General features: G+C 52.3%; 14 protein-coding genes and 1 tRNA gene. 8 read left to right on the forward strand and 7 right to left on the reverse strand.

Going from position 1 to position 24,024, the window contains the following annotated elements; all coding sequences use genetic code 11:
• Positions 1-170 precede the first annotated feature (170 nt).
• Both GZZ87_RS09680 and GZZ87_RS09685 read left to right on the forward strand, forming a co-directional pair.
• Positions 171-1,922 (forward strand): NADPH-dependent assimilatory sulfite reductase hemoprotein subunit, encoded by a 1,752-nt coding sequence (locus GZZ87_RS09680; RefSeq protein ID WP_162026832.1) that lies wholly within the window; start codon positions 171-173, stop codon positions 1,920-1,922.
• Between the two features lie 347 nt (positions 1,923-2,269).
• Positions 2,270-2,938 (forward strand): class I SAM-dependent methyltransferase, encoded by a 669-nt coding sequence (locus tag GZZ87_RS09685; RefSeq protein WP_162026831.1) that lies wholly within the window; start codon positions 2,270-2,272, stop codon positions 2,936-2,938.
• Between the two features lie 551 nt (positions 2,939-3,489).
• Here GZZ87_RS09685 and GZZ87_RS09690 read toward each other — a convergent pair.
• Positions 3,490-4,335, reverse strand: coding sequence for an HAD hydrolase family protein (locus tag GZZ87_RS09690; RefSeq protein ID WP_162026830.1), 846 nt, complete (start codon positions 4,333-4,335; stop codon positions 3,490-3,492).
• Between the two features lie 149 nt (positions 4,336-4,484).
• On the opposite strand from GZZ87_RS09690, the gene GZZ87_RS09695 reads away from it, so the two are divergent.
• From GZZ87_RS09695 to creC, 3 genes are all read left to right on the forward strand, one after another.
• Positions 4,485-6,080, forward strand: a complete 1,596-nt coding sequence (locus GZZ87_RS09695; RefSeq protein ID WP_162026829.1) for a methyltransferase — start codon at positions 4,485-4,487, stop codon at positions 6,078-6,080.
• A 71-nt stretch (positions 6,081-6,151) separates the two neighbouring features.
• Entirely contained in the window at positions 6,152-6,913 is a 762-nt protein-coding gene (creB, locus tag GZZ87_RS09700) for a two-component system response regulator CreB (protein ID WP_162026828.1), read from the forward strand.
• Positions 6,910-8,352: a two-component system sensor histidine kinase CreC gene (creC, locus tag GZZ87_RS09705; RefSeq protein ID WP_162026827.1), complete on the forward strand. Its 1,443-nt coding sequence runs from the start codon at positions 6,910-6,912 to the stop codon at positions 8,350-8,352. Before creB ends, creC begins: the two co-directional genes overlap by 4 nt.
• A 78-nt stretch (positions 8,353-8,430) precedes the next feature.
• Here creC and GZZ87_RS09710 read toward each other — a convergent pair whose 3' ends face one another.
• Complete coding sequence (locus tag GZZ87_RS09710) at positions 8,431-8,634, reverse strand: cold-shock protein (protein ID WP_162026962.1); 204 nt, start codon at positions 8,632-8,634, stop codon at positions 8,431-8,433.
• Positions 8,635-8,840: 206 nt separating this feature from the next.
• Between GZZ87_RS09710 and GZZ87_RS09715 the strand changes: the two genes are divergently transcribed.
• Positions 8,841-8,916 (forward strand) — tRNA-Gly (locus tag GZZ87_RS09715).
• Positions 8,917-9,493: 577 nt separating this feature from the next.
• Here the strand turns inward: GZZ87_RS09715 and GZZ87_RS09720 are convergent.
• From GZZ87_RS09720 to GZZ87_RS09735, 4 genes are all read right to left on the reverse strand, one after another.
• A complete protein-coding gene (locus GZZ87_RS09720) occupies positions 9,494-11,275 on the reverse strand; it encodes a SulP family inorganic anion transporter (RefSeq protein ID WP_162026826.1) in 1,782 nt (593 codons plus the stop codon).
• 114 nt (positions 11,276-11,389) lie between these two features.
• Positions 11,390-12,325, reverse strand: coding sequence for a type I phosphomannose isomerase catalytic subunit (locus GZZ87_RS09725; protein ID WP_162026825.1), 936 nt, complete (start codon positions 12,323-12,325; stop codon positions 11,390-11,392).
• Between the two features lie 24 nt (positions 12,326-12,349).
• Positions 12,350-13,627, reverse strand: coding sequence for an anaerobic sulfatase maturase (locus GZZ87_RS09730; RefSeq protein ID WP_162026824.1), 1,278 nt, complete (start codon positions 13,625-13,627; stop codon positions 12,350-12,352).
• Positions 13,628-13,720: 93 nt separating this feature from the next.
• Positions 13,721-15,379 (reverse strand): ADP-ribosylglycohydrolase family protein, encoded by a 1,659-nt coding sequence (locus GZZ87_RS09735; RefSeq protein WP_162026823.1) that lies wholly within the window; start codon positions 15,377-15,379, stop codon positions 13,721-13,723.
• A gap of 160 nt (positions 15,380-15,539) precedes the next feature.
• Here GZZ87_RS09735 and GZZ87_RS09740 point away from each other — a divergent pair, with 160 nt between their 5' ends.
• Positions 15,540-17,102, forward strand: a complete 1,563-nt coding sequence (locus GZZ87_RS09740; protein WP_162026822.1) for a sulfatase-like hydrolase/transferase — start codon at positions 15,540-15,542, stop codon at positions 17,100-17,102.
• A 152-nt stretch (positions 17,103-17,254) separates the two neighbouring features.
• Here GZZ87_RS09740 and GZZ87_RS09745 read toward each other — a convergent pair whose 3' ends face one another.
• Complete coding sequence (locus tag GZZ87_RS09745) at positions 17,255-20,614, reverse strand: hypothetical protein (RefSeq protein ID WP_162026821.1); 3,360 nt, start codon at positions 20,612-20,614, stop codon at positions 17,255-17,257.
• Positions 20,615-21,368: 754 nt separating this feature from the next.
• Between GZZ87_RS09745 and GZZ87_RS09750 the strand changes: the two genes are divergently transcribed.
• Positions 21,369-23,915, forward strand: coding sequence for a sulfatase (locus GZZ87_RS09750; RefSeq protein ID WP_162026820.1), 2,547 nt, complete (start codon positions 21,369-21,371; stop codon positions 23,913-23,915).
• The last annotated feature ends 109 nt before the right edge of the window (positions 23,916-24,024 follow it).

Below are 24,024 nucleotides of genomic sequence, written 5' to 3' on the forward strand. Positions count from 1 at the left end.
AGCACTGCATGGCGGAAATGCTAGCATGAATTCGGCTTTTTGTTCTTTTCTTAGGTTTATGAGTGACAAACTAAAGAAAGGAGGTAGGTTGAGTGCAAGATTTATCTGCGAATCCAGTAATCTTCAAGATTTACAAGGCTTCGTTGAACGCATTTAGTCCCCACACGATTATGATTTCCGACAGTCAAACACCACAGAAACTGCACAAGAACGAAGGCATCAAGGATAGCAGCAACTATCTACGCGGCACTATCCTTGAGGGATTGGCCGATGTCTCCACTGGTTCGATCGCTGCTGATGACCAGCAGTTGACGAAATTTCATGGTCTTTACCAGCAGGATGACCGCGATGTGCGCAGTGCGCGTCGCAAGCACAAGTTGGACAAGGCATACTCGTTTTTGGCACGTATTTGCCTGCCCGGTGGTATTTGCACACCAGAGCAGTGGATCGTGATGGATGAGCTCGCTAACTATTGCGCGTTCAACACGTTGAAACTGACCACGCGTCAGGCCTTTCAGTTGCACGGTATCTTGAAGGGGAACCTCAAGGATGTGATCAGTCGCTGTAATGACGTGGCGATGACAACGCTTGCCGCTTGTGGTGACGTGAACCGCAATGTGATGTGCAATCCTAATCCGTTTGAGACTGAACTGCACGCTCAAGTGCAACAGATTACGGACGAAATCGATGCGCACCTGAAACCGCAAACGCCGGCGTTTTCCGAGATGTGGTTGGATGGCAAGCCATTGAAATTGACTGTGCCTCAGGCTGATGAGCGCTCTCTGGATTGTGGTGGCACCGATGTGGAGCCGCTTTACGGTAAGACTTATTTGCCACGTAAGTTTAAGATCGCAGTCGCGATTCCGCCTTATAACGACGTCGATATTTTCGCAAACTGCCTCGGCTTCATCGCCATTATTGAGGACGGCAAGCTGGCGGGCTTTAATGTGACCGTCGGTGGTGGTATGGGCATGACGCATGGCAACGAGAAGACTTTCCCGCGTCTTGCAGACGTCATGGCATTTTGCACGCCTGAGCAAGCAGTCGCAGTGGCAGAGAAGATCGTCACGATTCAGCGTGACAACGGCAAGCGCGAGGAACGCACCAACGCACGTTTCAAATACACAGTGGAGCGTCTCGGTGTGGATTGGATTCGCAACGAACTCGAAAACCGTCTCGGCTACAAACTCGAAGATGCACGCGACTACAAATTTACCAGCACGGGCGACCGCTACGGCTGGTGTGAAGGCACGAATGGCAAGTGGAACCTCGGCCTCTTCATCGAAGGTGGCCGTATCGTCGATACTGAAGGCAGCCCACTTAAGACAGGTATGCTTGAAATCGCGAAGGTGCATACGGGCGACTTCCGTCTGACTGGTAATCAGAACATGTTGATCGGCAACGTCGATGCTGCGGATAAGGGCAAAATCGATGCGATGGTTGAGCAATACGGTCTCGATGCTTATAAAACCGCTTCTGGTATGCGCCGCAGCCAAATCGCTTGTGTATCGCTACCAACGTGTGGACTCGCACTTGCTGAGTCCGAGCGTTACCTGCCGACTTTGGTCACTGATCTCGAAGTGATTCTTGAAGAAGCTGGCCTGCGCGAAGACGAAATTGTGATCCGCTCGACTGGTTGCCCGAATGGGTGCGGCCGTCCGTATCTCGGTGAAATCGGCCTAGTCGGTAAGGTTCCCGGCAAGTATAACTTGTATCTCGGTGCTGGCTTTGACGGCGAACGCCTGAACAAGCTCTACCGCACCTCGATCACTCACGAGCAAATCATCGAAGAGCTCCGGCCGATTCTTCTCGCTTATGCGAAAGAGCGCAACGAAGGCGAACGCTTCGGCGATTTTGTGATCCGCAAGGACTACGTGAAAGCGACGACTGCGGGGAATAACTTCCACGCGAATATCAAGTAAGGACGAAGCAGTCAGGAGCTAGAAGTTGGTTTCTGTGCATACCACTTTTCATCAGCCAATGTTCGCTAGAGCATTGGCTGATTTGTTTTTGATTCATCCTAAAAAGATTAGTTAGAGGTCAGAAGGTGGACGGAGGTCTGCGGCACGACTGAGCTCGCCGAAGTCCGTGGATGGCGAAGCAAGTTAGCATTTCTGTGGCAGAGCCTTACGGAATGCAGGGGACTCGCCAAATGGGGGCATAATAAAGTGTCGCTACGCTCGGAAGATGAACCTCTATTATATTGTAAATAACTGATGATCTGAGACTAACTCCTGACTACTACCTTCTAACTACTTTTTTTAGGTTCATGTCCTACTCACGCATTGCACGGTTTTATAAACTAATCGAAAAGGTTACGATTGGCCGTGCTTTGCTGGATGCGCGGCTCGCACATTTGAATCGACTGGCTAAGGGCGCGCCGATCCAGCATGCGTTGTTGATCGGCGAAGGGAACGGTTCCTTTCTGTTGCCATTTGCGCAGCGTTTTCCTGAGACTCAAATCACAGTGGTGGATGAGAGCGCTACGATGTTGCAAGTCGCGCGCTCCAGGCTACAGGCCGCAGGCGTGAATACCGGTCGGATCGAATTCAGGCAGGCTGATATGACGACCGAACTACTGCCCGAAGCGCATTATGATTTGATTGTCACGCTGTTCTTCTTCGATAATTTCAACGAGACGACGGTTCGACAGCTCGTGCCGGTGATTGAGCGTGCCAGCGCTCCAGTGGCGCAATGGCTACTGTCTGATTTTCAGATTCCTGCGAGTGGATGGCGACGCGTCCGCGCGAAGGTCTGGCTCGCGGTGCTCTATGCCTTCTTTCGCTGTGTCGCGGCGATCCCCGCACGCTGCGTCCCACCGACCGAGGCGATTGTTGAAGGAGCGGGTTTCAAGCCAGTGGCTCGACAAACTTTCTGTGGGGAGATGCTCTACAGCACGCTGTATGTGAGCAATCAGGGTGAGGTTTCATCGTCTTGAAATAAAAATCAAAATTTACGGAACTTATGTTCCGCGCAGCGGACTACATAAGCGTCATGTAAAACATGACTTTTTCATATGTTAAGTTAGGGGTAACTTATAAGGTATAAAACAGACTCCCCACCTTTCTTCGGAGAGGTGGGGTTTAATGTATCTGCGATTCCGCGGTCGTCGTCGAGACATACTGCCGTGCATCAGGCGTTATACTCACGCGCATCATGATTTGTGAAAAGTATTCATGCTATTTCGCTATCTTGCTGTAGGGGCTTTGCTTGCGAAGACCGCGCAAAGGCCACACGCATAGGAAGTTGTAAAACTTTAGCTGCCTTCGCGGGTGCCGCCCTTCGACAAGCTCTGGGCCTTGAGCCTGTCGAAACGGCAAGCAGCACCCCTACGCCAGATTCTTCGATTTCACAAATCATAATACTTGATGCGCGTGAGTATAGCGTAGACGCGTTCCTTTAGGTGCTTGGCCGTTGGGAGATTGAAGCTGCTTTGGCCAATCGGGTGGCCAGTTAAAGCAAGCCACCTACTTTCGAATCCCCTTCAGTTTACAACTGTTCAAGGAAGTCGAGCACGGCGAGGCCGTAGGCTTTGTCGGAGACGATGCCATTACTGCCTTTTGTCTGCGTCAGTGCTTTGATGGTTGGATGCGCATTCGACGGGCATAGCACGCGGTGGAACTCTTCGAAGACAGGTAGGTCGTTGAGGAAATCGCCGACGGCGAGCGCGTGGTCGAGATCCATTTTTAGATGCGCGGTGAGCAAATGGATGCCGTCCAATTTGTGGATGCCGGGCAGAATGTCGATATAGCGGTCTGATCGGAGGAATTGTAAATGCTCCTGATGTTCGGGTGCCAGTTGAGCACGCGCGAGCGATTCGATCCGTTTTAGGAGTTCGTCCGGGTCGATCTGCTCAGGAATGTAGAAGGATAGGTTGCCAACTTTGTCGAGGGCAGGGAGCGGGCATTGATAGTGTGCTTCTAGTGTGGCTTGGCCTTCGGTGCGATACCATTGGTAGAGCCGATGGATGTTTTCGACGCGTGCGTAGCGTTTGGCTAGGTCACTCAATCCGCATTTCGCGGCAAGCTGTGCACAGTCGAGATACGAGTCTGTCTGCCGGTCAAAGAGAACGCAGGCATGCTCGAGTAGAACGTAGCGTGCTTTGGCTGTTGGCAGATGTGTGAGGATTGAGCGCACCATCGCCAGTGGTCGACCGCTATTGATGATGAAATGCTCGATAGGGGAGGCTTCGACTGCTTGATTGATCGCATCCAGCATGTTCACCTGATTCGTAGATGGCGCCTCGCCTTCAATCACGCTGAAGTGCTCGCCGTCCGCTGGATTGAGGCAACCGTCGATGTCTTCGAAAATGATTTTGAGTCCTGCTGTCTGCATACACTCATTCCGTGGCAGACATCGGGGAGGGTGTAAACTGTTCTTTGAGGCGCCTGCCTCGGGGGTTGGATCGTTTCCAAAATGATTCATTCTTTGCGGTGTAAGACAGGATCGACAAGGGCTCTGGGGGTGTTCAGGTTCGCTTCCTTATGAAAAACAAAGCATCCACGAATCAGGGTAAAGAAGTGTATAAGGAGCTGCGCACGCAGTCGTGGGAGACTTTGTGGACTGCCGAAGTGCCGCAATTTGATGCAGGCACACCTGAATATCGCCTGGCGCGTGTGGGCTTAGTGCGTGCGCTCGGTGTAGTCGCGCTGCGCAAGGCAACAAAGGAACAACGCGCACAGACGAAGCAATGGCTGATGCACTTGCTGCAAGATCCGCAAGAGAAGGTGCGTCGCTATGCGATGGCTGCGCTGCCGAAGCTCGGTGGTAATGAAGAGAGTGAGCGCGCGCTGCTGGAGTTGCTGGATGCCGAACGTGACGAGCGCGAAGTGAAGCACCTGAGCCGCACGCTGGACAAGGTGGGGGGTGTTGCAACTTTAGAGAAACTGCAGGGCCTCGACGATGCGGAGGAAATTCGTCGCCAAACCGAGCAAAAGGTGAAGGCCAAGTTGGCCCGCAGCGAGCAGCCAAGTGCGGTGCGACTGGACGCTAAGATGAGTCAGGTGCGCGGGTTACGCATTCACCTACGCACGCGTCGTGGTTTGGAAACTTTTGTGCGCGACGAATTGCAGGCGCATCCAAAGCTCAAGGATCGCTTTAAACTACTCAAGGTGAGCGCGGGCTGTGTGGCGATTTCGTCTATTTCTGGATTTACGCTGAAAGAGCTTTATCAGTTGCGCACGGTTGGTTCGATCAACTTTGTGCTCGGCGTCGTGCCGACCTCTAAGGGGGTGAATGTGCCCGCTTTGGCAAAGGTCATCGCGTCGCCTCTTGCGCAGCGTCTTTGCAATAAGTTGACAGATGGTCAGCCGCGCTACCGTTTGAAGTTTATGCGCTCAAAGGTGTCTCACGGTAAGACGCAAGCGGTCGTTAACGCGGCTTTCGCACTGTGCTCCGATCTACTGAATGATCCGCGTCAATCACCATGGGCGATTGATATTCACCCCGAGAAGGTGGGTAATTCGATTGAGTTACGCCCCCGCATCTCGCCAGATCCTCGTTTCTTATACCGCGCCGACGATGTGCCGGCATCCACGCACCCGCCGCTTGCCGCCGCCATGGCCATCTTGGCAGGGAAGGCAGAGGGCGAGGTGGTGTGGGATCCATTCTGTGGCTCAGGTTTGGAGCTGATTGAGCGTTCGTTGCTTGGTGGCGTGAAAGCACTGATCGCTTCGGATATTGATGGCAAGGCGACTGAGATTGCGCAGAAGAATATTGAGAAGGCCGCTTGCGCGGTCGAAATGGTGTCTGTGCAAAAGAGTGATTTTAGGAAGCATCGTAATATTGAGGGTGTGTCCTCTCAAGGGGTGAGTTTGATCATTACAAATCCGCCGCTGGGGCGTCGTGTGCGGGTGGCCGATATGCAAGGGCTCTATGAAGAGATCTTTAAAGTCGCTTCGATTAACTTATCGCCGGGGGGCCGCTTGGTGATTCTGAATCCGTTGAAGCTTGAGAACCCCAATCCATTTTTGACATTAGAGAGTCGTCACATTGTCGACGTGGGCGGATTTGATGTGCGCTTAGAGAAATGGGTCAAGGCGACGGGGCTCAGAGGGCGGAGCGAGACCGGGGACAGCTAAGCGCATCGCTTTACATCACGAGCTGGTTTCCTATAGTCGAACACTTCTGCGATCAATTGCTATAGATATAAATGGATGATATAAGGCGTCAGTCGTTACCAACTGAAGGTGATCAATCGAAGTCGCGAGTGCTCGTTGTCGAGGATGAGCCTTCGATTCGAGATACGATTGTCTATGCGCTGGAGTCGGAGGGGATTGATGTGGATTGGACCGCGTCGGGTGCAGAGGCTTTAACGCAGATCGAATCAGTCGATTATCAGTTGATCGTGCTCGATGTCGGACTGCCTGATATGAGTGGCTTTGATGTGTGTCGCACGCTGCGAGAGAAAAATCCTGTTCCGGTTATTTTCTTAACGGCGCGTGCTTCTGAGATAGATCGAGTCGTGGGCTTAGAGATCGGAGCAGACGATTATGTGACAAAGCCGTTTAGCCCGCGTGAGTTATCAGCGCGGGTGCGTGCTAATATTCGTCGGACGAGTTTAAATACAACGGCGACTCCATTTCCTGCGAAAGTGACTGAGGCTAAAGTCGCGACGTCGGGCTTACCCTTTGAAATCGATCACGATCGTTGGGTGATTCATTACTATGGGCACGCCTTGGTGCTGTCTCGTTACGAGTTTCGGTTACTTGCGGTGTTGGTCGAAAAGCCCGGGCGCGTGTATTCGCGAGCGCAATTGATGGATGCCGCGTGGGAAGAGCCCGATGCGTCGATGGAGCGCACCGTCGATACGCATATTAAGAGTTTGCGCGCGAAGTTAAAAGCGCAGCGTGCGGATATAGATCCGATTCAAACGCATCGCGGGCTCGGGTATTCAATGAAGGAGCATTGGTGAGTTTAACGGTTCGGATCTTGTTAAGTCTCGGGCTGATGGCATTGGCTGGTTTTGCATGTTTGCTCAATCCAATGCTGGATCGAGTCGAGCGGCAATATCTGGAAGCAACGGAAGAGCCGATGGTCGATGTGGCTGAAATTTTGGCCGCGTTGCTTTCGAATCAACCCACGCATGACCTCGCTGCGCCTGAGGCATGGCAGTTGGGCATGTCCTCAGTTAAGACTCGGCCGTTGCATGCGCAGATCTATAATCTGATGAAAGAGAAGGTCCTGATGGACTTTTACATCACCGATACCGAGGGCACGATTGTGTATGACTCCGGCGAATTAGCAGCGGTGGGCGATGATTTTAGTATTTATCGTGATGTGCGTCTCACGTTGAAGGGCGAATATGGCGCACGCTCGTCGCGGACGGATGAGGAAGATCCGACTTCGTCTGTTATGTATGTCGGCGCGCCGATCATGCATGGTGAGGAGATTATAGGAGTGCTGTCCGTCTATAAACCGCAACGCAGTATGTTGCTCTTTATTATCGAGACTAAGCGTCGCTTGGTATTTTTCGGAGTGATGGCGATGCTTTTGGTGCTCACTCTCGGGTGGTTTCTTTCGCGTTGGGTGACGCATCCGCTACGCCGCTTGACTGCCTATGCTGCGGCGGTGTCGAAGGGCGAGCGTCCCGAAGCACCGAAAATGCCTGGTTATAACTTGCGTATTCTGGGCGAAACGACCGAGGCAATGCGCGAAGCGCTGGAGAATCGTAAGTATGTGGAGTCGTATGTGCAGTCGTTAACGCACGAGATGAAGTCGCCCGTGGCGGGAATTCGCGGTGCAGCCGAGTTGCTATACGAGGATTTAACCCCTGAGAAACGTGATTTGTTTCTCGGCAATATCCAATCGGAGTCGATTCGTTTACAGACTTTGGTGGATCAGTTGCTGGCATTGTCCTCGCTTGAAAATCGAAAAACACTGGGCGCGCCGGTGTTGGTGTCGCTCAGTGCGATGGTGCGACGTGTCGTCAATCATTGCGAATCCAATACCTTGCAGAAGCAGATTGTCTTCGAAGTCGTTGACTGTGAGGCGGACACCGTGTGGGGGGAAGAGTTTCTGTTAGAAACCGCGATTAGCAATTTGCTGCAAAATGCGATCGATTTTTCACCGGCAGGTGGACGGATTGTCCTGCGTATTAGTTCTACGGAAGAAGAGGTGCAATTATTGATCGAGGATTCTGGTGCAGGAATACCAGAATTCGCGTTGGATCAAATCTTTGATCGGTTTTATTCACTGCCGCGCCCAGGTTCCGAGCGTAAGAGCTCTGGTCTCGGGCTTTGTTTTGTTCGCGAGGCGGTGGCGCTGCATCGTGGTAAATTGACGATTTCGAATCGTGCTACGGGCAGCGGTGTCAGTGCAGAGCTAGTATTCCCACTGGGAGTTGCGCACTAGGCGAGAGATGTGGGCACAAAAAAAACGCCTATTACAGGCGCTTTTCGAGTGTGACGCCGAAGCGTCGTGCTGCAAAGTTTATGCAGAGGTTACATTTGTTGCGCAGGGGCCTTTTTGTCCCGAGCCAACTTCGAATGTTACTTTCTGACCTTCATCAAGGGAGGCATAGCCATCCATCTGAATTTCTGAGTGATGAACGAAAAGGTCTGTAGCACCACTATCTGGAGTGATGAAACCATAACCTTTTTCCGAGCTGAACCATTTTACTATTCCTGTTTCCATATATATATTTTCCTGAATTGAAGAGTCCTGTTTAGGGGCTAATTTCATAAATGCCACATAAATCGACAATAATAACTGAATAGTGTGATTCTTTTGTCGATTGGAGCGTATCAGTTCTGAGAGCTGAATGTTTTCGTGCGTTTTTTATCAAAAACACATTGACAGAGGGCGCGAATTTAGAATTCTTTGCGACTTCTTCCAAAGAAGCGAGCGTAGCTCAATTGGTAGAGCACCACCTTGCCAAGGTGGATGTCGAGAGTTCGAACCTCTTCGCTCGCTCCATTTTTTAAACCCTCGGTCTAGATGATCGGGGGTTTTTTTATTATACCGATGAGAGAGGCCAGAACTCTCCCGAGAGTTTGACGGAGCACGATTGCTTGGGTAGATGGCCCCGCGTTCAGGCCGCTGATCAGGAGTGAGGCTCAGCCTGAGGCAAGCGCTTCGTTCGCTCTATTTGTTGTCTCCTAAGTGTTTAATGATTTAGGGCTTTTGTTTTTGCGAATGGCGGCCTCGGTGCAGTTGTGCATTTAAACGATCTTTATGTTGCTGATCTTGGCAATCAGCTCTCTGGATTTCTCCGTGTTTGTCCATTTTTCAGTAAGTTGCTGGCGCTTGCGGCGATTGCCGAGTCGAGCCGCGTGATTGCCAGCGGGAGTAAGCGAGAGGTTTGCCTTTTGGCCACTACGTCTCGGATATCAATCAGTCGTTGATCCCATTGGATGTCGGATTCAGCCATGCGTTTAACTTCGCAGGCTCTGAGTCCTGCCTGCGCCCGGAGTGTGAGGCCGGAAATCAGGCGGGATCTATTTTCTCAGCGGCACGGAAGAGGCGGCAACTCTCATCCATGTGCGCATTTCAGCTATTTCTTCTTCTCGCTGGCGTAGATGGTGATGTTTGCGCTCTCTTCTCCGAGAATCTCCTGTGCGCGTTTGAGGGCGTGCTTAGTGGAGAGGTTTGGTTGGTTTTCGTGCCAGCGGTGGAAGTTGTCTTCACCGAGTTCGTCTAGTAGGCCAGAGTTGCGGAACACGCGTTCGACTTCCTCGTGTGCGCCGCTGACGATGATGTCGCGTCCTCTGGAACGGGCGAAGCGTATGAGATCGCGAATGGCCATGGCGGCTGTGCCGTCAAGTGCGTGCGCGTTACGAGTGCGCAGAATGATGATGCGCATTTCGGGGTGTTCGACGAGGTTACGCATTTGCTCTAGCAGCGTGTCGCATGAGGCAAAGAACATGTCGCCGTCGATATGCACAATCGCGATACTGGGGCGGCGTTGCTCGGGTGGTGCAAGTTGTTTCTCGACCAAGGCACCTTTCTCGTCGAAGGCGATTTCTTTGAGCTGTGGGCGTGCCGCTTTGCGGATAAATAACACGATGGATGCGGCGGTGCCAATATAGATAGCGGTATCGAGCGAGAGCACGAGCCCGCTGCCCAAGGTAATGAAGAAAACGCTGGCATCGCTCTTGGTCGTTTTAACGAAGAGACGTATGTGCTCTTTGTTGATCAGTGAGACGCCGACGGTGATCACGAGTGCGGCGAGTGCGGGCTTAGGGATATAAGCGATGGCGGGCCCGAGCAGGATCAATCCTGCGACCATGATCAGACCGCTGATCATACTGGACATTGCGGTTTTTGCGCCGCTGTTAAAGTTGAGGACTGAGCGTGTGAGCGAACCGGACACGGACATGCCTGAGCCGAATGCGCCGACGGCGTTGGCGGCGCCCATGCTGAGCATTTGTTGATTTAGATCAATGCGGTCGCCGGCTTGTGCGGCAAGGGTCTTGGCGATGGAGGCACTTTCTAGCAACGATAGAAAGGCGATGGCCAGTGCGGTGTTTGCCAAGATTGGAAGATCGGTGAGCGAGGCAGAGGGGAGGGTGAGTGGCCACGAGCTAAAGGAGACGCCACCGAGCATGGGCACTGTGATTGCAAACGGCTTCAAGGCGAACTCTGTGATGACGGCGATCAGTGCGAGTGTGATTGCCACGGTTGGCAGCGCTTTGCCATAACGCTTGAGTGGTAAATAAATGGCGAGTGTGATGCCTGCGACTAGTAGTGACGTCCATTGGCTGAGGTGAATGGACTTAATAATAATGATCAGCGAGGCAAGGAAGGTGCCAGCGCGTTCGACCTCCAGCCCGCAGACAGTCTTGAGCTGATTGACGATGATTAAGCAGGCCGCGGCGGTAATGTATCCAGTCACGACCGAACGAGAAACGTATTGCACGATGCTGGCGACTTTGCAAAACGCCCCGAGGATCATGAAACCTGCGACCATGAGCAGCAGCACGGGTAGGGCGGCCATCGCTTGCGCTTGATCATAGCCGAGCGTTAGAAACGCGCTGAGCAACATGACTGCGGTGGCGTTGGTCGGCCCAAGCATCACAAAGCGCGAGCTGGCGAGCATGGGGCCGGTGATCGACGAGAGCGCTGAGCAGTAGATGCCGAGTTGCACGGGTAGGCCGGCGATCAGCGCGTAGGCCATGGCTTGCGGGAAGTCGAGTAGGGCGACGTTGACGGCGGCGCGCGAGTCTGCCTTGGCTTTGGCGAGGGTATAGTTTTTTAGAACGTCTTTAAGTGGAAAGAGACGTAGCCCGCTGGCTCTAAATGCCGATGTGATCTTTGAAAATAGTGTGAACCCCATGTTGCTGCCCGTTTGCTTGAATAGTGTGTGATGTCGGCAATGTGGGGCAGGGAGGTGGCCACGGGCGGTTACGGTTTTGCGTTTGGGGTATCGTAACCACCCGGAGCCTGTAAATTATCGAGTGAAGTTTTCGGTGATGAGCACTTCGGTGTCTTGGAGTGCTTTGTATTCAAATTGTTGTGACGCTGGCAAGAGTGCATTATCGCCGTGCTGGAGTTTAGCGCCGTCAGTCGCTTCTTTAAGTGCACCGACAACGACGCTTAATATACGCGGCTGTGTGGCGTCGAAACTCAGTGTTTCGCCTGCCTTTAGGCATACTTTGCGTAGGTCGAACACGTCGCTTTCGGCGAGTGTTTGTGAGCCTTCATTGGGCTTCATTGTCTTCGGCTCGAAATCATTGAAATCGGAACTCTTCAGCGACTCTTCAATATGCAACTCGCGCGGTGAGCCATCGAGTCCGACGCGACCCCAGTCGTAAACACGGTAAGTCGTGTCAGAGTTTTGCTGAATCTCGAGGATGAGATTGCCTCCGCCGATGGCGTGAATGCGACCACTCGGGATGAAAATCGACTCCCCCGCTTTGACGGACATCGTGTGCACCAACGGTTCGAGGGTGTTGTTGGCTAGGCCTGCTTCGAAGTCTTCGCGTGTGACGCCTTCCATGAGGCCGGCCATCAATGTGGCGTGTGGTTCGGCATCTGCGATATACCAGCACTCGGTCTTCGGCTCGCCGTTGAGGCTCGGTGCGATATCGGCGGGCGGGTGAACTTGGAGACTTAATTTCTCTTGGCAATCGAGCCATTTAACAAGAATCGGGAACGGGCGGTCTGCAGGCCAGTCGGCCCCCATGATGCCTTCGGGATCGGCTACGATGAGTTCGCGGATCGTTTGGCCTGCAGCGGTTGTGGACTGTGCTTCGGGGCGATCGACGATCTCCCAGCTTTCACCGATCACTCGATCATCGGGCAAGGTGCGATTGAGTTTATGGCTGAGGCTACGGCCCCCCCAGACGCGTTCTTGGTAGATCGGACTAAATAGTATGTGTGTCATATTCTATGATGTATTGAAAGGTGCTTACTTTTTATTTTTTCGCTGCTCGGCCATGATTTGCATGACGTCTGCCGGCGGACGTTTTTCAAGATAGAGTTTTGACATGATCTTCATCGCAGGATCGATATGATTGAAGAATTTCTTGTATGCAGGACACAAGTAGTTGAGTCCCCATTCGCCGTCGGGTGTCCAGGTGAAGCGATGCTTCGGGCACTCGCCGTTGCAGGCGAATTTGACGCTACACTCGCGGCAATATTTAGGTAGTGCGTCGCGCTTGGCATTGCCGAAATCGCGTGCCATTGGGCTATCGGCGAGTTGCGCAAGCGAGGTATTCATTAGATTGCCCAGCTTGTATTTGGGATAGACGTAGTGGTCGCAGGTATACACGTCGCCATCGTGCTCCATGGCGAGTGCACGGCCACAGGTCTCGGCGAAGTAGCAGAGGCCGCCTGGTATTTTAAGCCATTTGCCGAGAGCGACATCGAATAGCTGCACGTAGGTTTTGCCGACGTCGCGCTTGATCCACTCGTTGAAAATTTTGATTAAGAAGTCGCCATAGGCTTCTGCTGGCACGGCAAATTCTGACATGCGCGGATTTTCCTTGGTGGCAGGGGCTTCTGTCAGCTTGGGTGGTTCGGCGAAGTCGAGGCCGAGTTTGGCCGCGGCTGTGTCCACTTCACGCTCTACGATGGGGATGAATTGTATATACTTTGAGCCGATACTCTTCAGGAACTTATAAATGCGCACGGGGTGCTGCACCGTCACAGAGTTGACGCAGGTCAGGGTGTTAAACTCGACCTTGTGTTTGCGCAACACGTTGAGCCCACGGATGACATCCTTGTAGGAATCGCCGCCATTTTTATCCACGCGGTTGGCATTATGCAGGTCTTCGGGGCCATCGATGGAGAGCCCGACGAGGAACTTGTTTTCGGCTAGGAATTCACCCCATTCATCATTGAGCAGGGTGCCATTGGTCTGAAAGGCGGTCTCAATTTTTTTGCCGTTGGCGTGCTTTTTTTGAAGCTCGACGACTTTGCGGAAGTAGTTGACACCCAGTAGTGTCGGTTCGCCGCCTTGAAAGGCAAAGCTCACGTCGTTGCTTGGCTGTGCGGCGATGTAGTCGCGAATAAATGTCTCTAACTTTTCGTCGGACATCTTCCACTTCTCATTTTCCGGGTAGAACTGTTCCTTTTCTAGATAGAAGCAATATTTGCAGTCTAGATTACAGATCGGTCCGATGGCTTTGGCCATAACATGGAACCCTTCGGTGGCGCTGGGAGTTGTCTGTGGATCTGGAATCATTGTGTGTGATCGAATAGCTCGCTGGCGTTATAATGCAAAAAGTGGTTCACGTGACAGTAAACCACTTCGCATCTAAACGTTGGATTTTTTCCCTTATCCTACGGGTTGCCAAGTGAAATCCATGAAATATTGGTTTTGGTGCCAGTGTTCTTGTTTATGCTCCTTCAATGCGAAATAAAGCTCTGGCTTGTTGGAGGTGACTTCAGCTTTGATTAGAACGCGGTGCAGGCCGGCATCAAGCTGTTGATCGATACTGAAGGACACGGGTGTGAACTGCTGATAGCTGTTGGATTCGAGTCTCAGTTCGCCGTCGATCCAGACCTTGAGTGGGCCGGAGGAGCCCAATAGGAGCCAGACGCGCTCTGCCTCTTCGAGGCTGAGTTCGGTGTAAGCGTAGTAGCTGTATGGGCTACGTTGTGGCCAGTTTAGGTCGGCAGTAGGAACGCGATCGTCCTGGGCTTGTATGAGTTGAGCGATATCTGCCGGTAGCATTGACAGGCTTGCGTTGTCGAAAGTGGCTTCGCCGTTGAGGTAATCGGTGTTGAAACCGGCAGTGTTCATTGCGCAGTATTCCACCGATGGCATGGTTGGGTGCCCATGATCAGGGAAGTCGGTGCGTTGTGCGAGGCGCTCTGTCCAAGGGCGTGTAAAGGGGCCGATCATCGCCCATTTCGCGTGTTGAGGGGTCTCGGCGATCTTTGTTGGTAATGGCTGTGGAGCGACTGCAAGCGGCGTGTAGGTGTATTCGCCTTCGAGCTCTAGCGGTGCATTGTGGTGCGTGGCGATCTTTTGTGCCCAGTGGCCACATGCGTTACAGAGTTCGTCGAGACTGCCTTCGCGTGGGAACCCTTTCATCCAATCACTTAACTGGTAGGAGTTCGGCACGGCTGACTTTAGATGCTCGGGGAGACCGCTGAAGCCGAGAATGCCGCCAATGATCGCACCTGCAGAGGCTGCTGTGCAATCCGAGTCGTAGCCGCAGTTGATGGCTGCGCAGATTGTTGCGCCAAAGTCGCCCTTACCTTGTATGAGGCCGAGAATGATGAAGCCGAGATTTTCCAGCACGTGTGTCATTTCCGGATGACCGTAAGTATTGATGATCTTGCGGCGGCAGGTTGCCCAGTCGTCATTCGTTGCCCATTGGCGTGCATCGCGAACGAGCGCGTAAAAAGTAGAGGCGGGGTCGACGACAGCTTGGCCGATGTCTAGCAGGCGCTCGATATCTTTCTCGACGAATACGGCAGCATCAATAGCCGCTAGGAATTTCTCTGCCTCGACGGAATCGCCGTGATGATCGAGTGTGCCATCCATTTCCGCAAAACGTGCCGCAAGCTCGGGTGATCCTGCGCAGACAGCGCCCCAAATTTCTGAGCGAATCGGGCAGCCCATGCCTTCGTGGTAGAACCAGTTGTTGTGCTTGCCGGTTTCAGGTGGTTGTAGGCCTGAGCGCCAGTTCTTCATCATGATGCCATACTCACACCATGGGGTGGGGTAGTGCTCCATCCACTCTTCGGCTAGAATCTTACCTGTTAATTCCACGCCGTGTTCTTCTAGGGCGTGTAGCCATAGCAGTTGCAGGTCGGTGTCGTCGTTCTCGGCGAGTTCTGGTTGCAGGTCAGCAGGGGTAAAAGTGTGTATATCTTTAATGCCTTCGATTGGTGCGCCCAGTGTGCCGCCAAGGAATTTTCCCACCCACATGCCGCGGATAGTGTCGAGATAGTGCTGTGAAGTGATTTTTTTAAATTGCTGCATTGTTAGTGTCTTTTTGATAGGTGGCACTTTATGTTTAATGTTCTAGGTTGCTTTTTATGCTTATTAGTTATCTTTTATGTATTCTGTAGTTGCAAGATAAATATAGCATCGGTGTCTTGTTGTTGCTTGTTAACTAGGAGGATGCTACCAATCTCAATCCATGGCCACTATTCAGCCCAACATACTTTTTCTTTTCACTGATCAATTGCGATTCGATGCTATTGCGGCGCATGGGAATCCGATGATCAAGACACCTAATATTGATCGTCTCGTTCGTGAGGGGACGTCGTTTAGTCATGCCTATACGCCGAGCCCCGTATGCGTGCCTGCTCGCTGCTCGCTAGTGACGGGGCAGCCCGCGCATGTGACCGGCGTGGTCGATAATACGGCGATGCCGTTTGAGCGTTCTACATTTATGCAGCGTCTGACTGAGTCGGGTTACCGAACTCATGGCGTGGGAAAGATGCATTTCGATCCAGATTATAAGAATCTATGGGGATTTCAGACGCGTGACATTTCTGAAGAGGGTAAGTCTGACACTGATTATGCTTTATATCTAAAGGAGGAGGGGTATGGGCACATTGATAATCTCCTGGGTTTGAGAAGTGAGTATTACTATATTCCGCAACCATCCCAGTTACCAGATGTGCACCACGAAACAACATGGGTCGCGGATCGTTCGATTGAATTCTTGAAGCAGCACGATGGTGAGCAGCCGTTCTTTTTGTGGTCGAGTTTTATCAAGCCGCATCCGCCTTTTGAGAGTCCGAATCCTTGGCATTTATTGTATCGCGCCTTTGAAATGGATGAGCCATTTCGTCCAGATGATATGGAGTCGTTTCATTGCCTGTGGAATAAAATTCAAAATCGCTACAAGTATAAGGACGGCGGTTATGATAAGCAGTTGTTTCGCACGATGCGGGCGGCGTATTATGGATGCGTCTCGCATATCGATTATCAAGTCGGTCGAATCCTAGATGCGCTAGGTGATGCGATCGATGACACTTTGATTGTTTTCTCCGCAGATCATGGCGAGATGCTCGGTGATTATGGCTGTGTTGGTAAGCGCTGTATGCTGGAACCTTCGGCGCGCATCCCGATGATCGCACGCCAACCTGGGCGTTTTGCTGCGGGGGCGACCTGTGAAGCGCCTGCGTCGTTGATTGATATAGGCACAACGTTTTTATCGGCTGCAGGTGGGGATTTTGAAGATGCGCATACAACTTCGCAGGACTTGTCGGATGTGGCGCAAGGATCTGTATCGCGCGAGGTTGTGATTTCGCAATTCTCAGATAAGCAGTGGGGGCTTTACCTAGTCACCGATGGTGAGTGGAAATATATCTATTCGGCCGGCGATGCGCAGGAGTGGTTGTTTGATCTGCGTGAAGGCGTTGAGACGGTTAACCGAGCGGAGCACCCGGACTGTGCTGCGATTCAGTCGCGTCTAAAGGCGGCTCTGTTTGGCCAATTTGCAGCGGATGGTTACTTTGACCCGATTGAAGCGGGTGATTGGAGGCCATATGCCTGCACCACACTGCCGAAGGATCCAGATTATGGACTATTGTTGCAGGATGCTGAAGTTTTACAGCAACGTGTGAATGAGTTGGGGCCAGGGTATGCGCGTTCAGTGACTAAGAAGACGGATGAGAATTTTAAAATTATTTTTGATCATATGAATTCCCCAAAGGCGAGTGCGGCAGAGGTCACGGAGTCGGGGGAGTGATGCCGATCACGGTGATTTTTTGGGGCATGAATGGAAAGTGGTTTAAGATTATATTCGTTAGAATTTTTGTTTTTCTCGCTACAGATTAGTTGCATGGCTTATGCGCTCTCTGGTGATATAAGCTCGGGCGTGTAGGTGAGCGTGCCTTACGTTTACTCAAAGACTTCCCGCAATCGGTAGAACTCCGCCTGATTTTCGCGTTCGCCGGAGAGGATAGTTAGCTCTGTTTCGTTTCCATCGCCTTCGATCTCCGACATGCTGGGGACTGGATCCCATTGGCTCAGGTTGGTCGAGTATTCGACTACAAAGCGCCGTCCGCTTGGCGGGGTGAAGGTCATTGTGTTGAATTCTTTGAGGTTCAGTCCTAGATCGATTCGTCGTTTCTTGGCACCATCCGGGTCTGCCCAGATCAGTGCAGCAGCGAGTAAGGTGAGCCCTTGATCGGTTAGGGAGTTATTGACATAGCGCATAAAGAATCCCACGCGGCGCGCGGGTGCTGTAAAGTCATCGGCCATTGCGTCGCCTGTCTCATAAGCGAATACCAGCGCTTTGGTTGTGTCGGTCGGTAGTGTTGCCACGGATACGGAAGCCCCTGCCGGAGTGCCCCAGGAGACATTGCTTGCTTGGGTCAGCGCTGCGATTGAGTTCCCGCTTAGGCCGCCTGCCGTTGGGTGCTCAGGTTGTTGTATGGTTACGGTTGCGGCGCTCGTGAGCCCGAAGTCTCCAGACTCAGTGAATGCGAGGTCGTCAAAATCTGTGTAGGTAGCGCAGACGAGGCCAGCGCTGGTATTACGGAAGGCGCCTCCTGTTGAGCTGGATCCAGGGACGAACACGACGTCGATTCCATAGGTGTCGGTGAGATTGCCAGCATCCACATTGCGCAGCACGATCTCGAATCCGAGTGCTCGCAATTGATTGGCGAGGTAAGTCTCAGAGGGGTTTCCGCGTGTGATGAATAAGACGCGCGTGCGGATCGGTTCGTCGGACTCCCCAGGGCTGTCGGGACCTGCAAAGTTGCCGTCGATTCGTTGTCCGTTGCCGAGACCTGGTTCGCTGATGTTGCGGCGATGTAGCCCCATGCCGCTACTCGCGATGTGGAAGTAGTTGTCACCTTGCGTCTCAAAGACTCTGCCACGTCGAGCTCTCGGGTAGAGTAGGGCGTCGGCACCTGTATCGGTGAAATCATACCAAGCCACTGTGCCATCGGCAGCGATCACTCCCTTCAGAGCGGCATAGCCATGGCGATTATCACTATCGATGGTTAAAAACAAGCGGTCGCCTTGTCCGGCCATGGCACCATATTTGATAGCAAAATCGCTTTCAAACCATTGCTCCAGTTCGGGGGCGTGCACTGCGAGAATCAATTCGCGGTCTAGGATTGTATCAAAGGTGTCGCCTCGGTCAGACGAGAGAAACAGGTCGCCATTTTGGTGCCCCACTGCGAGATAGACTGGGGCTCCGGGCGCGCTGTAGAGTGGATCATCGATTGCAGGAACCCACGCTGCGATGGCGCGTCCGGTGCCGTCGCCTGACGCTTGGATCGTGCTGATCTTCAGCCATGTCGGATTGCTGGCTGTGGCTGCATTGCTGACGCGGTAGGTGCCGTCGTTTTGGAGCACATAGATTGTGCCGACTTCGCGTGGGTCGGCCACGACTTGACGAATCGATAGATCGCCACCGCCGATGCGCTGGAATGTTTGTTTGTCCACGCCCTTCATTAAGGAGAGAAAATCGGTGGTCCGGTAGAGGCCTTTCTCAGTCGCGACATACAGCACGCGTGGATCATTGGCATCGGCTACGATGCTGTTTGGTCGAGAGCCACGCGCTTGCTCGCCGCTCCAGTTATGGATCATTCCGTTGAGGCCAGTATTGCCGCCTCCAATGGTCACCCAGTCGCCATCCCACCCGCTAAGATCGCTGTTGAGACGGCGCGCGTAGACGCTGCCAACTGCCCATGATACGCCGCCGCCATAGGCACCTGAACCACCTGCGATAAGGTAGTGACCATCATCGGATCCATGGCCTGTGACTTCAGCTAATACCAGTGAGCGATTATCATTGAGCCCGTTCGGGCCTTCACGCTTCCAAGTGGCGCCGCCATCGAAGCTAGTGACCAATCCATTGTCGGCTTGTCCTTGTGCGACAAATGATGCCTTGCCGACCATGTCCCAGTTGAATGTCGAAACGACACCGCGTGAGCGATAAGTTCCATCGCCTACGGCCTCCGTCCACATTGGCTGCCAACCAGTTAAATAGTGGTCGCCGTCATCGAGCGCATAGAGTCCCTCATCGGAGGAGACCCATGTCTGGCGTGCCCAATTTGCAGGCGTATAGCCGTAGTTGCGGCAGACGGCGTTGGTGCCTTTCCAGCCATGGTCGTAGTTCCACTCCGTGCCGGGTGTTTTATTGAATATTTTTGTCCATGGTTGAAGTAGGGCAAAGGTAGTCTCAGTGGTATCCCACTCAAGCTCTGCTTCGAAGAGGCCGCGATTCCCTTGTGAGATGCCTCCGACTAGTAGGTGAAAGGTATTACCCGTATCACGCGGATCCGTTCGTGGACGCCAGCACTGCGCATCGGGGCCGACTTCTCCTTCGAATCCGGAGAGCTGCGTCCAAGTCGAGGCCGCGCTGCCGAGGTCGGCTTTTCGGGCAGCAAAGATGGCGTAGTTGTCGGTGCTGGTTTCAAACGAAGCGATGACGAACTGAGCGTTGCCTGCGAGGCAAACACCTTGCGATTGTGCGGATGGCGTATCAGGAGCCTGAGCGGGGGAGGCGATGGGAGACCAGGTTAAGGTTTGTCCGCTGATAGCGCCTCGAAAAAGTCCGGCTTCTGAGCTCAGGTAGATGTCTCCGTTGCTAGGGTCGACCTCGATGTCAAAGGTGTTACGCGGGCCTTCTCCACTGGTATAAGTGGAGAAGGTCCAAGTCGCGCCACGATCGAGCGAATAGGCCATGGTGTAAGGACCCTCTTCATTCTGGTCGACTTCGCGTAACTGGTTCTGAGTCTTGTTTGCCCAGCCATTGCCGATGTAAATGCGGTCAGTGTCGACAGGGTCGATTGCGATTGCAGCGATCGCAGCAATGGCTTTGCCTTCGCCAAAAGTCGGATCGTAGCGCCAGGTGAGGCCGCCGTCGTCGGAGATGTCGAGACCACCTAGGCCGACACTGTAAACGCGATCACCATCTTGCGGGTCGACTGCTGTGACCCATTTCATCAAATGGTTTTGTTGACGCGCGCCAGTTGGATTCCAAGTTGCACCATAGTCGCTTGAGATACTGGTGCCTTCCATATCAGAACTGAAAAACAGCTTACCTGGACCCGTAGGAGAGGCATCGAAGTGAATGCCCTGAACCTGTCCACCGCCGCCGGGATTTCGACTTTCCCAGCCAGCCTGCGTGGTTGTCGGGGGGGCTAAAACGAATAACAAAAATGATGCGAATACGTGAAAGAATCTAGATGTCGTCGTAGGAGCCGTCGATCTTTTGTCGGGTGATTGGGTATTGCGTGGCATGGTCAGGGAGGGAGTTAGGAGGGAAGGGAAGGCGTATTGTGACGCACTTTAAGGAATGAGGGCCTTTGAATGAATTGCAAAATAAGCATATATTCAATCGGATAATTGATATTAAAAATCAACATGAAGAATAAAATGTGTTTTATTGATCTGCTTTGGGATGTTCCGATATGAGTTGAGAATCAGTGTGGTGACGCCGCTTGCGGCCGTCCTGCGTCAGAGTGAACCGATCCCGAAACCGCATGAAAAACTAGCACGCTGGATATGCGCGCAACAGGCTTCGCCCGTCAAGAGCGCGATCACCACAAGGATCTGTTCTTCAAAGGTTCATCGTGTGGTGACGCCGCTTGCGGCTGTCCTGCGTCAGAGTTAAACCGACCTCTTGCATCAGTTTTTCCGGGCACCGTAATGCAATTTAACTGTTCGCCTTAGCGCTGGATCGGTCATGTTCAACTAACAAAATTGTATTATTATGCTTAGGTATATTGTTTCATTGGTATCTGTTGTTAGGTTTTTATATATAACAAATTGTGGCTTAAAATGACTATAAATATCAACAGGGAGTATTAATAATGTATTGATATTGTTCGTTAAATCATTTGTGTGCCGTTTTCGAATTGGTGTCATCCTAATGGATTCTTTGCTGTTCTATTGGTTGTTAGCGTGTGTTAGCAGCCGAGGCAGATCCTCTGACCCTGAGATGACTCAATACATCGAAAATTATATTTCTTACTGAAAACAACCCATACAAACAATGCACTCGTTTCATCTACGACTCACCATCAGGCGTCTATTATTGATAGGCACCTGCCTCCTCTCAGTGCTCTTCTGCACTCAAGCACTGCAAGCGCAGCAGAAGAATATTATGTTCATCGTGATTGATGATCTCGACATGGCACTGAGTGCTTATGGCAACACTACGACGCTTACACCGAATATTGATCGTTTAGCGGCTGAAGGCTTAGTCTTTGATCGAGCATATACGAGTGGCACGATTTGCAGCACCAGTCGTAATTCTTTTCTGGCTGGGCAGCGTTTAACGATTGGTAATTCCTTGCGTGATGTCTTTCCTGATATCGTATCGCTACCGCAACATTTCCGTGAGAACGGTTATCAAACTGCAGGCGTGGGCAAGATCTATCACGACGAAGAGGATACGGATGCACGTGCGTTCGATTTCTGGGTGAATCACGAATATGACGGCGACATTCAAGGCATTGGCGCATATCAAATTCAGTCGATCGAAGAGCAGGCTGGTGGTGAAGCCGATCATATCATCACACGCCCAGGTCGTAATGATGATGATAGCCAATATATGGACGGCATGAACTTCTTAGAGCTAGAAGACTATGTCCTCAATCAGCTAGACCCGACACAGCCTTTCTTTATCTCTTACGGCATCCATAAACCACATTCGGGCCTGACTTGCCCATCGCGCTACTACGACCTGTATGCAGCTCCCGATGCGAATGGTAAATTACAGCCGGGCGATCGTGATGATATCACGCTGCCGTATGTCCCATCAGACTGGATCAAGCCAAACGAATGGTGCCTCAATGGTAAAAATGGCGCGACTTATACTGAGTCGGATTGGCGTTACCTGCATCAAGCTTACTATGCATGCGTGACATGGGCCGACCAATTGGTCGGGCAGGCGCTGGATCTTTTGGAGAGCCGCGGCTTACTGGACGATACCTTGATCGTGCTCACCTCGGATCATGGCTTTCACCTCGGTTCGCATGAGCATTTGCTAAAGCATACACTGTTTAACAAAACCGCGCAGGTGCCGTTCATCGTTCGCCTGCCAGGTCAAGTTGCCGCGGGAGCGCGCACGAATTCGATGGTCGAGTTGATTGATTTATATCCTACCTTTATTGATTGGGCGGGGCTTCCTGAGCCTGAGCATCCATTGGAAGGTAAGTCGATCGTTTCACTCTTTAGCGAGCCCGATGCGGAAACAAACTATCATGCATTCTTGTTTCGCACAGACAAAGATCGCGACACTGGGGTGCGTGCCCTAGGCGAGCGTGTGCGCACAGACGAGTATAGCTACATTCGCTACACCCTTCTGGGGAATACGATTCCATCCGAATTCGAACGCACCTACTATCAGCTCTACAACGCTGTGTCTGATCCAGATGAATATGTTAATTTGGCCTATCAACCCGAGTATGCTGGTTTGTTAAGCGAGCTGGATCAGGTGCTCGATACACGTGATAGCACACCGGATAGTGAAGTGGGCACGACCCCCGATGCGGGCGGCCCAATCGCTACCGAAGGATTCGAATCACAAGACCTTGCTGCGACGCAGGAGACTGTGAGCCCAAGTGCATGGACTGAAGCTGGTTGGACTGTTGTGGATGCGGACGACGCGCAGGTCATTACCTTCAATGGCCCTGAGGTTGGGAGTGCACATGCCCTCGTGCGCCGTGATGGTTCACTTGAGCGTGGTATCCAGTTAGGTGGCTACGATAGCGCTACGATCGTATTTACTGTGAAAGCGAAGAACTATAGCGGCTCTGAATCAGCGGTGCTAGAGTTCTATAATGGTAGCGAGTTGGTCGAATCGCAGACGATTATAACCGCCGCAGATACGGTTGAATTTAGCCCGATCATTGTGAGTGTCGTATTCCCAGCTGCAGCGCTGACAGATGATTGCCGAATTCGCTTTGCTTCCTTCGGTGGCGGCGCGGGTGATTCTATGTTTATCGATGCGATAGAAGTGTATGGAGCATCAGCTGCAGGCTGGGAAGTCTCGGACTTAGGGGAGATCGCAGTGCCTTCTACCTTCAACTATGACGATGCTGCAGGTATTCTAACAGTGGATACAAACACACTCGGAACGAACAACGCTGGCGACTCCATCGCACTCATGTCGATCGAGCAGCAAGGCGATCATGTGATGACGGCTCAACTGGGTGATTTCACCGTAGGCAAAGGATCCGCTCGTGCAGGGCTTCTGGTGCGCGCCAACTTGGTCGACGCCGAGGCGCCGTATTTTGGTGTCTTTGAAAAGAAGAATGGCCGCATCGTATTTGAGTATCGTCGTGAGACGGATGTCTCGCTCACGCGTGCAGAGTTTGATGTCGGCAGTGTCAATACCACCCTCCAGGTCGAACGTATTGGCGATGAATTTGTTGCGCGCTATAAGCTCAACGGCCTAGGTGATTGGATTGAGGCCGGTCGTTATACATTCGCAGGCACAGTGCCGACGAGTGCCTTCTGGGCAGTCGCGGCATCATCTAACCGCACGGATTCCAATGTTGTGGTGACTGTCTCTGATATCGAAGTGGCCGAGTAGTTTCTAGATATAGACTCGTTTTCGATCCCTGCACCAAATGGTGCAGGGATTTTTTTTACTAATCCCACGAGATCACTTCCAATTCTTTAGAATCTGTTCTATTTCTTAG

The sequence above is a fragment of the Lentimonas sp. CC4 genome (genome assembly GCF_902728235.1).
GTDB lineage: Bacteria > Verrucomicrobiota > Verrucomicrobiia > Opitutales > Coraliomargaritaceae > Lentimonas.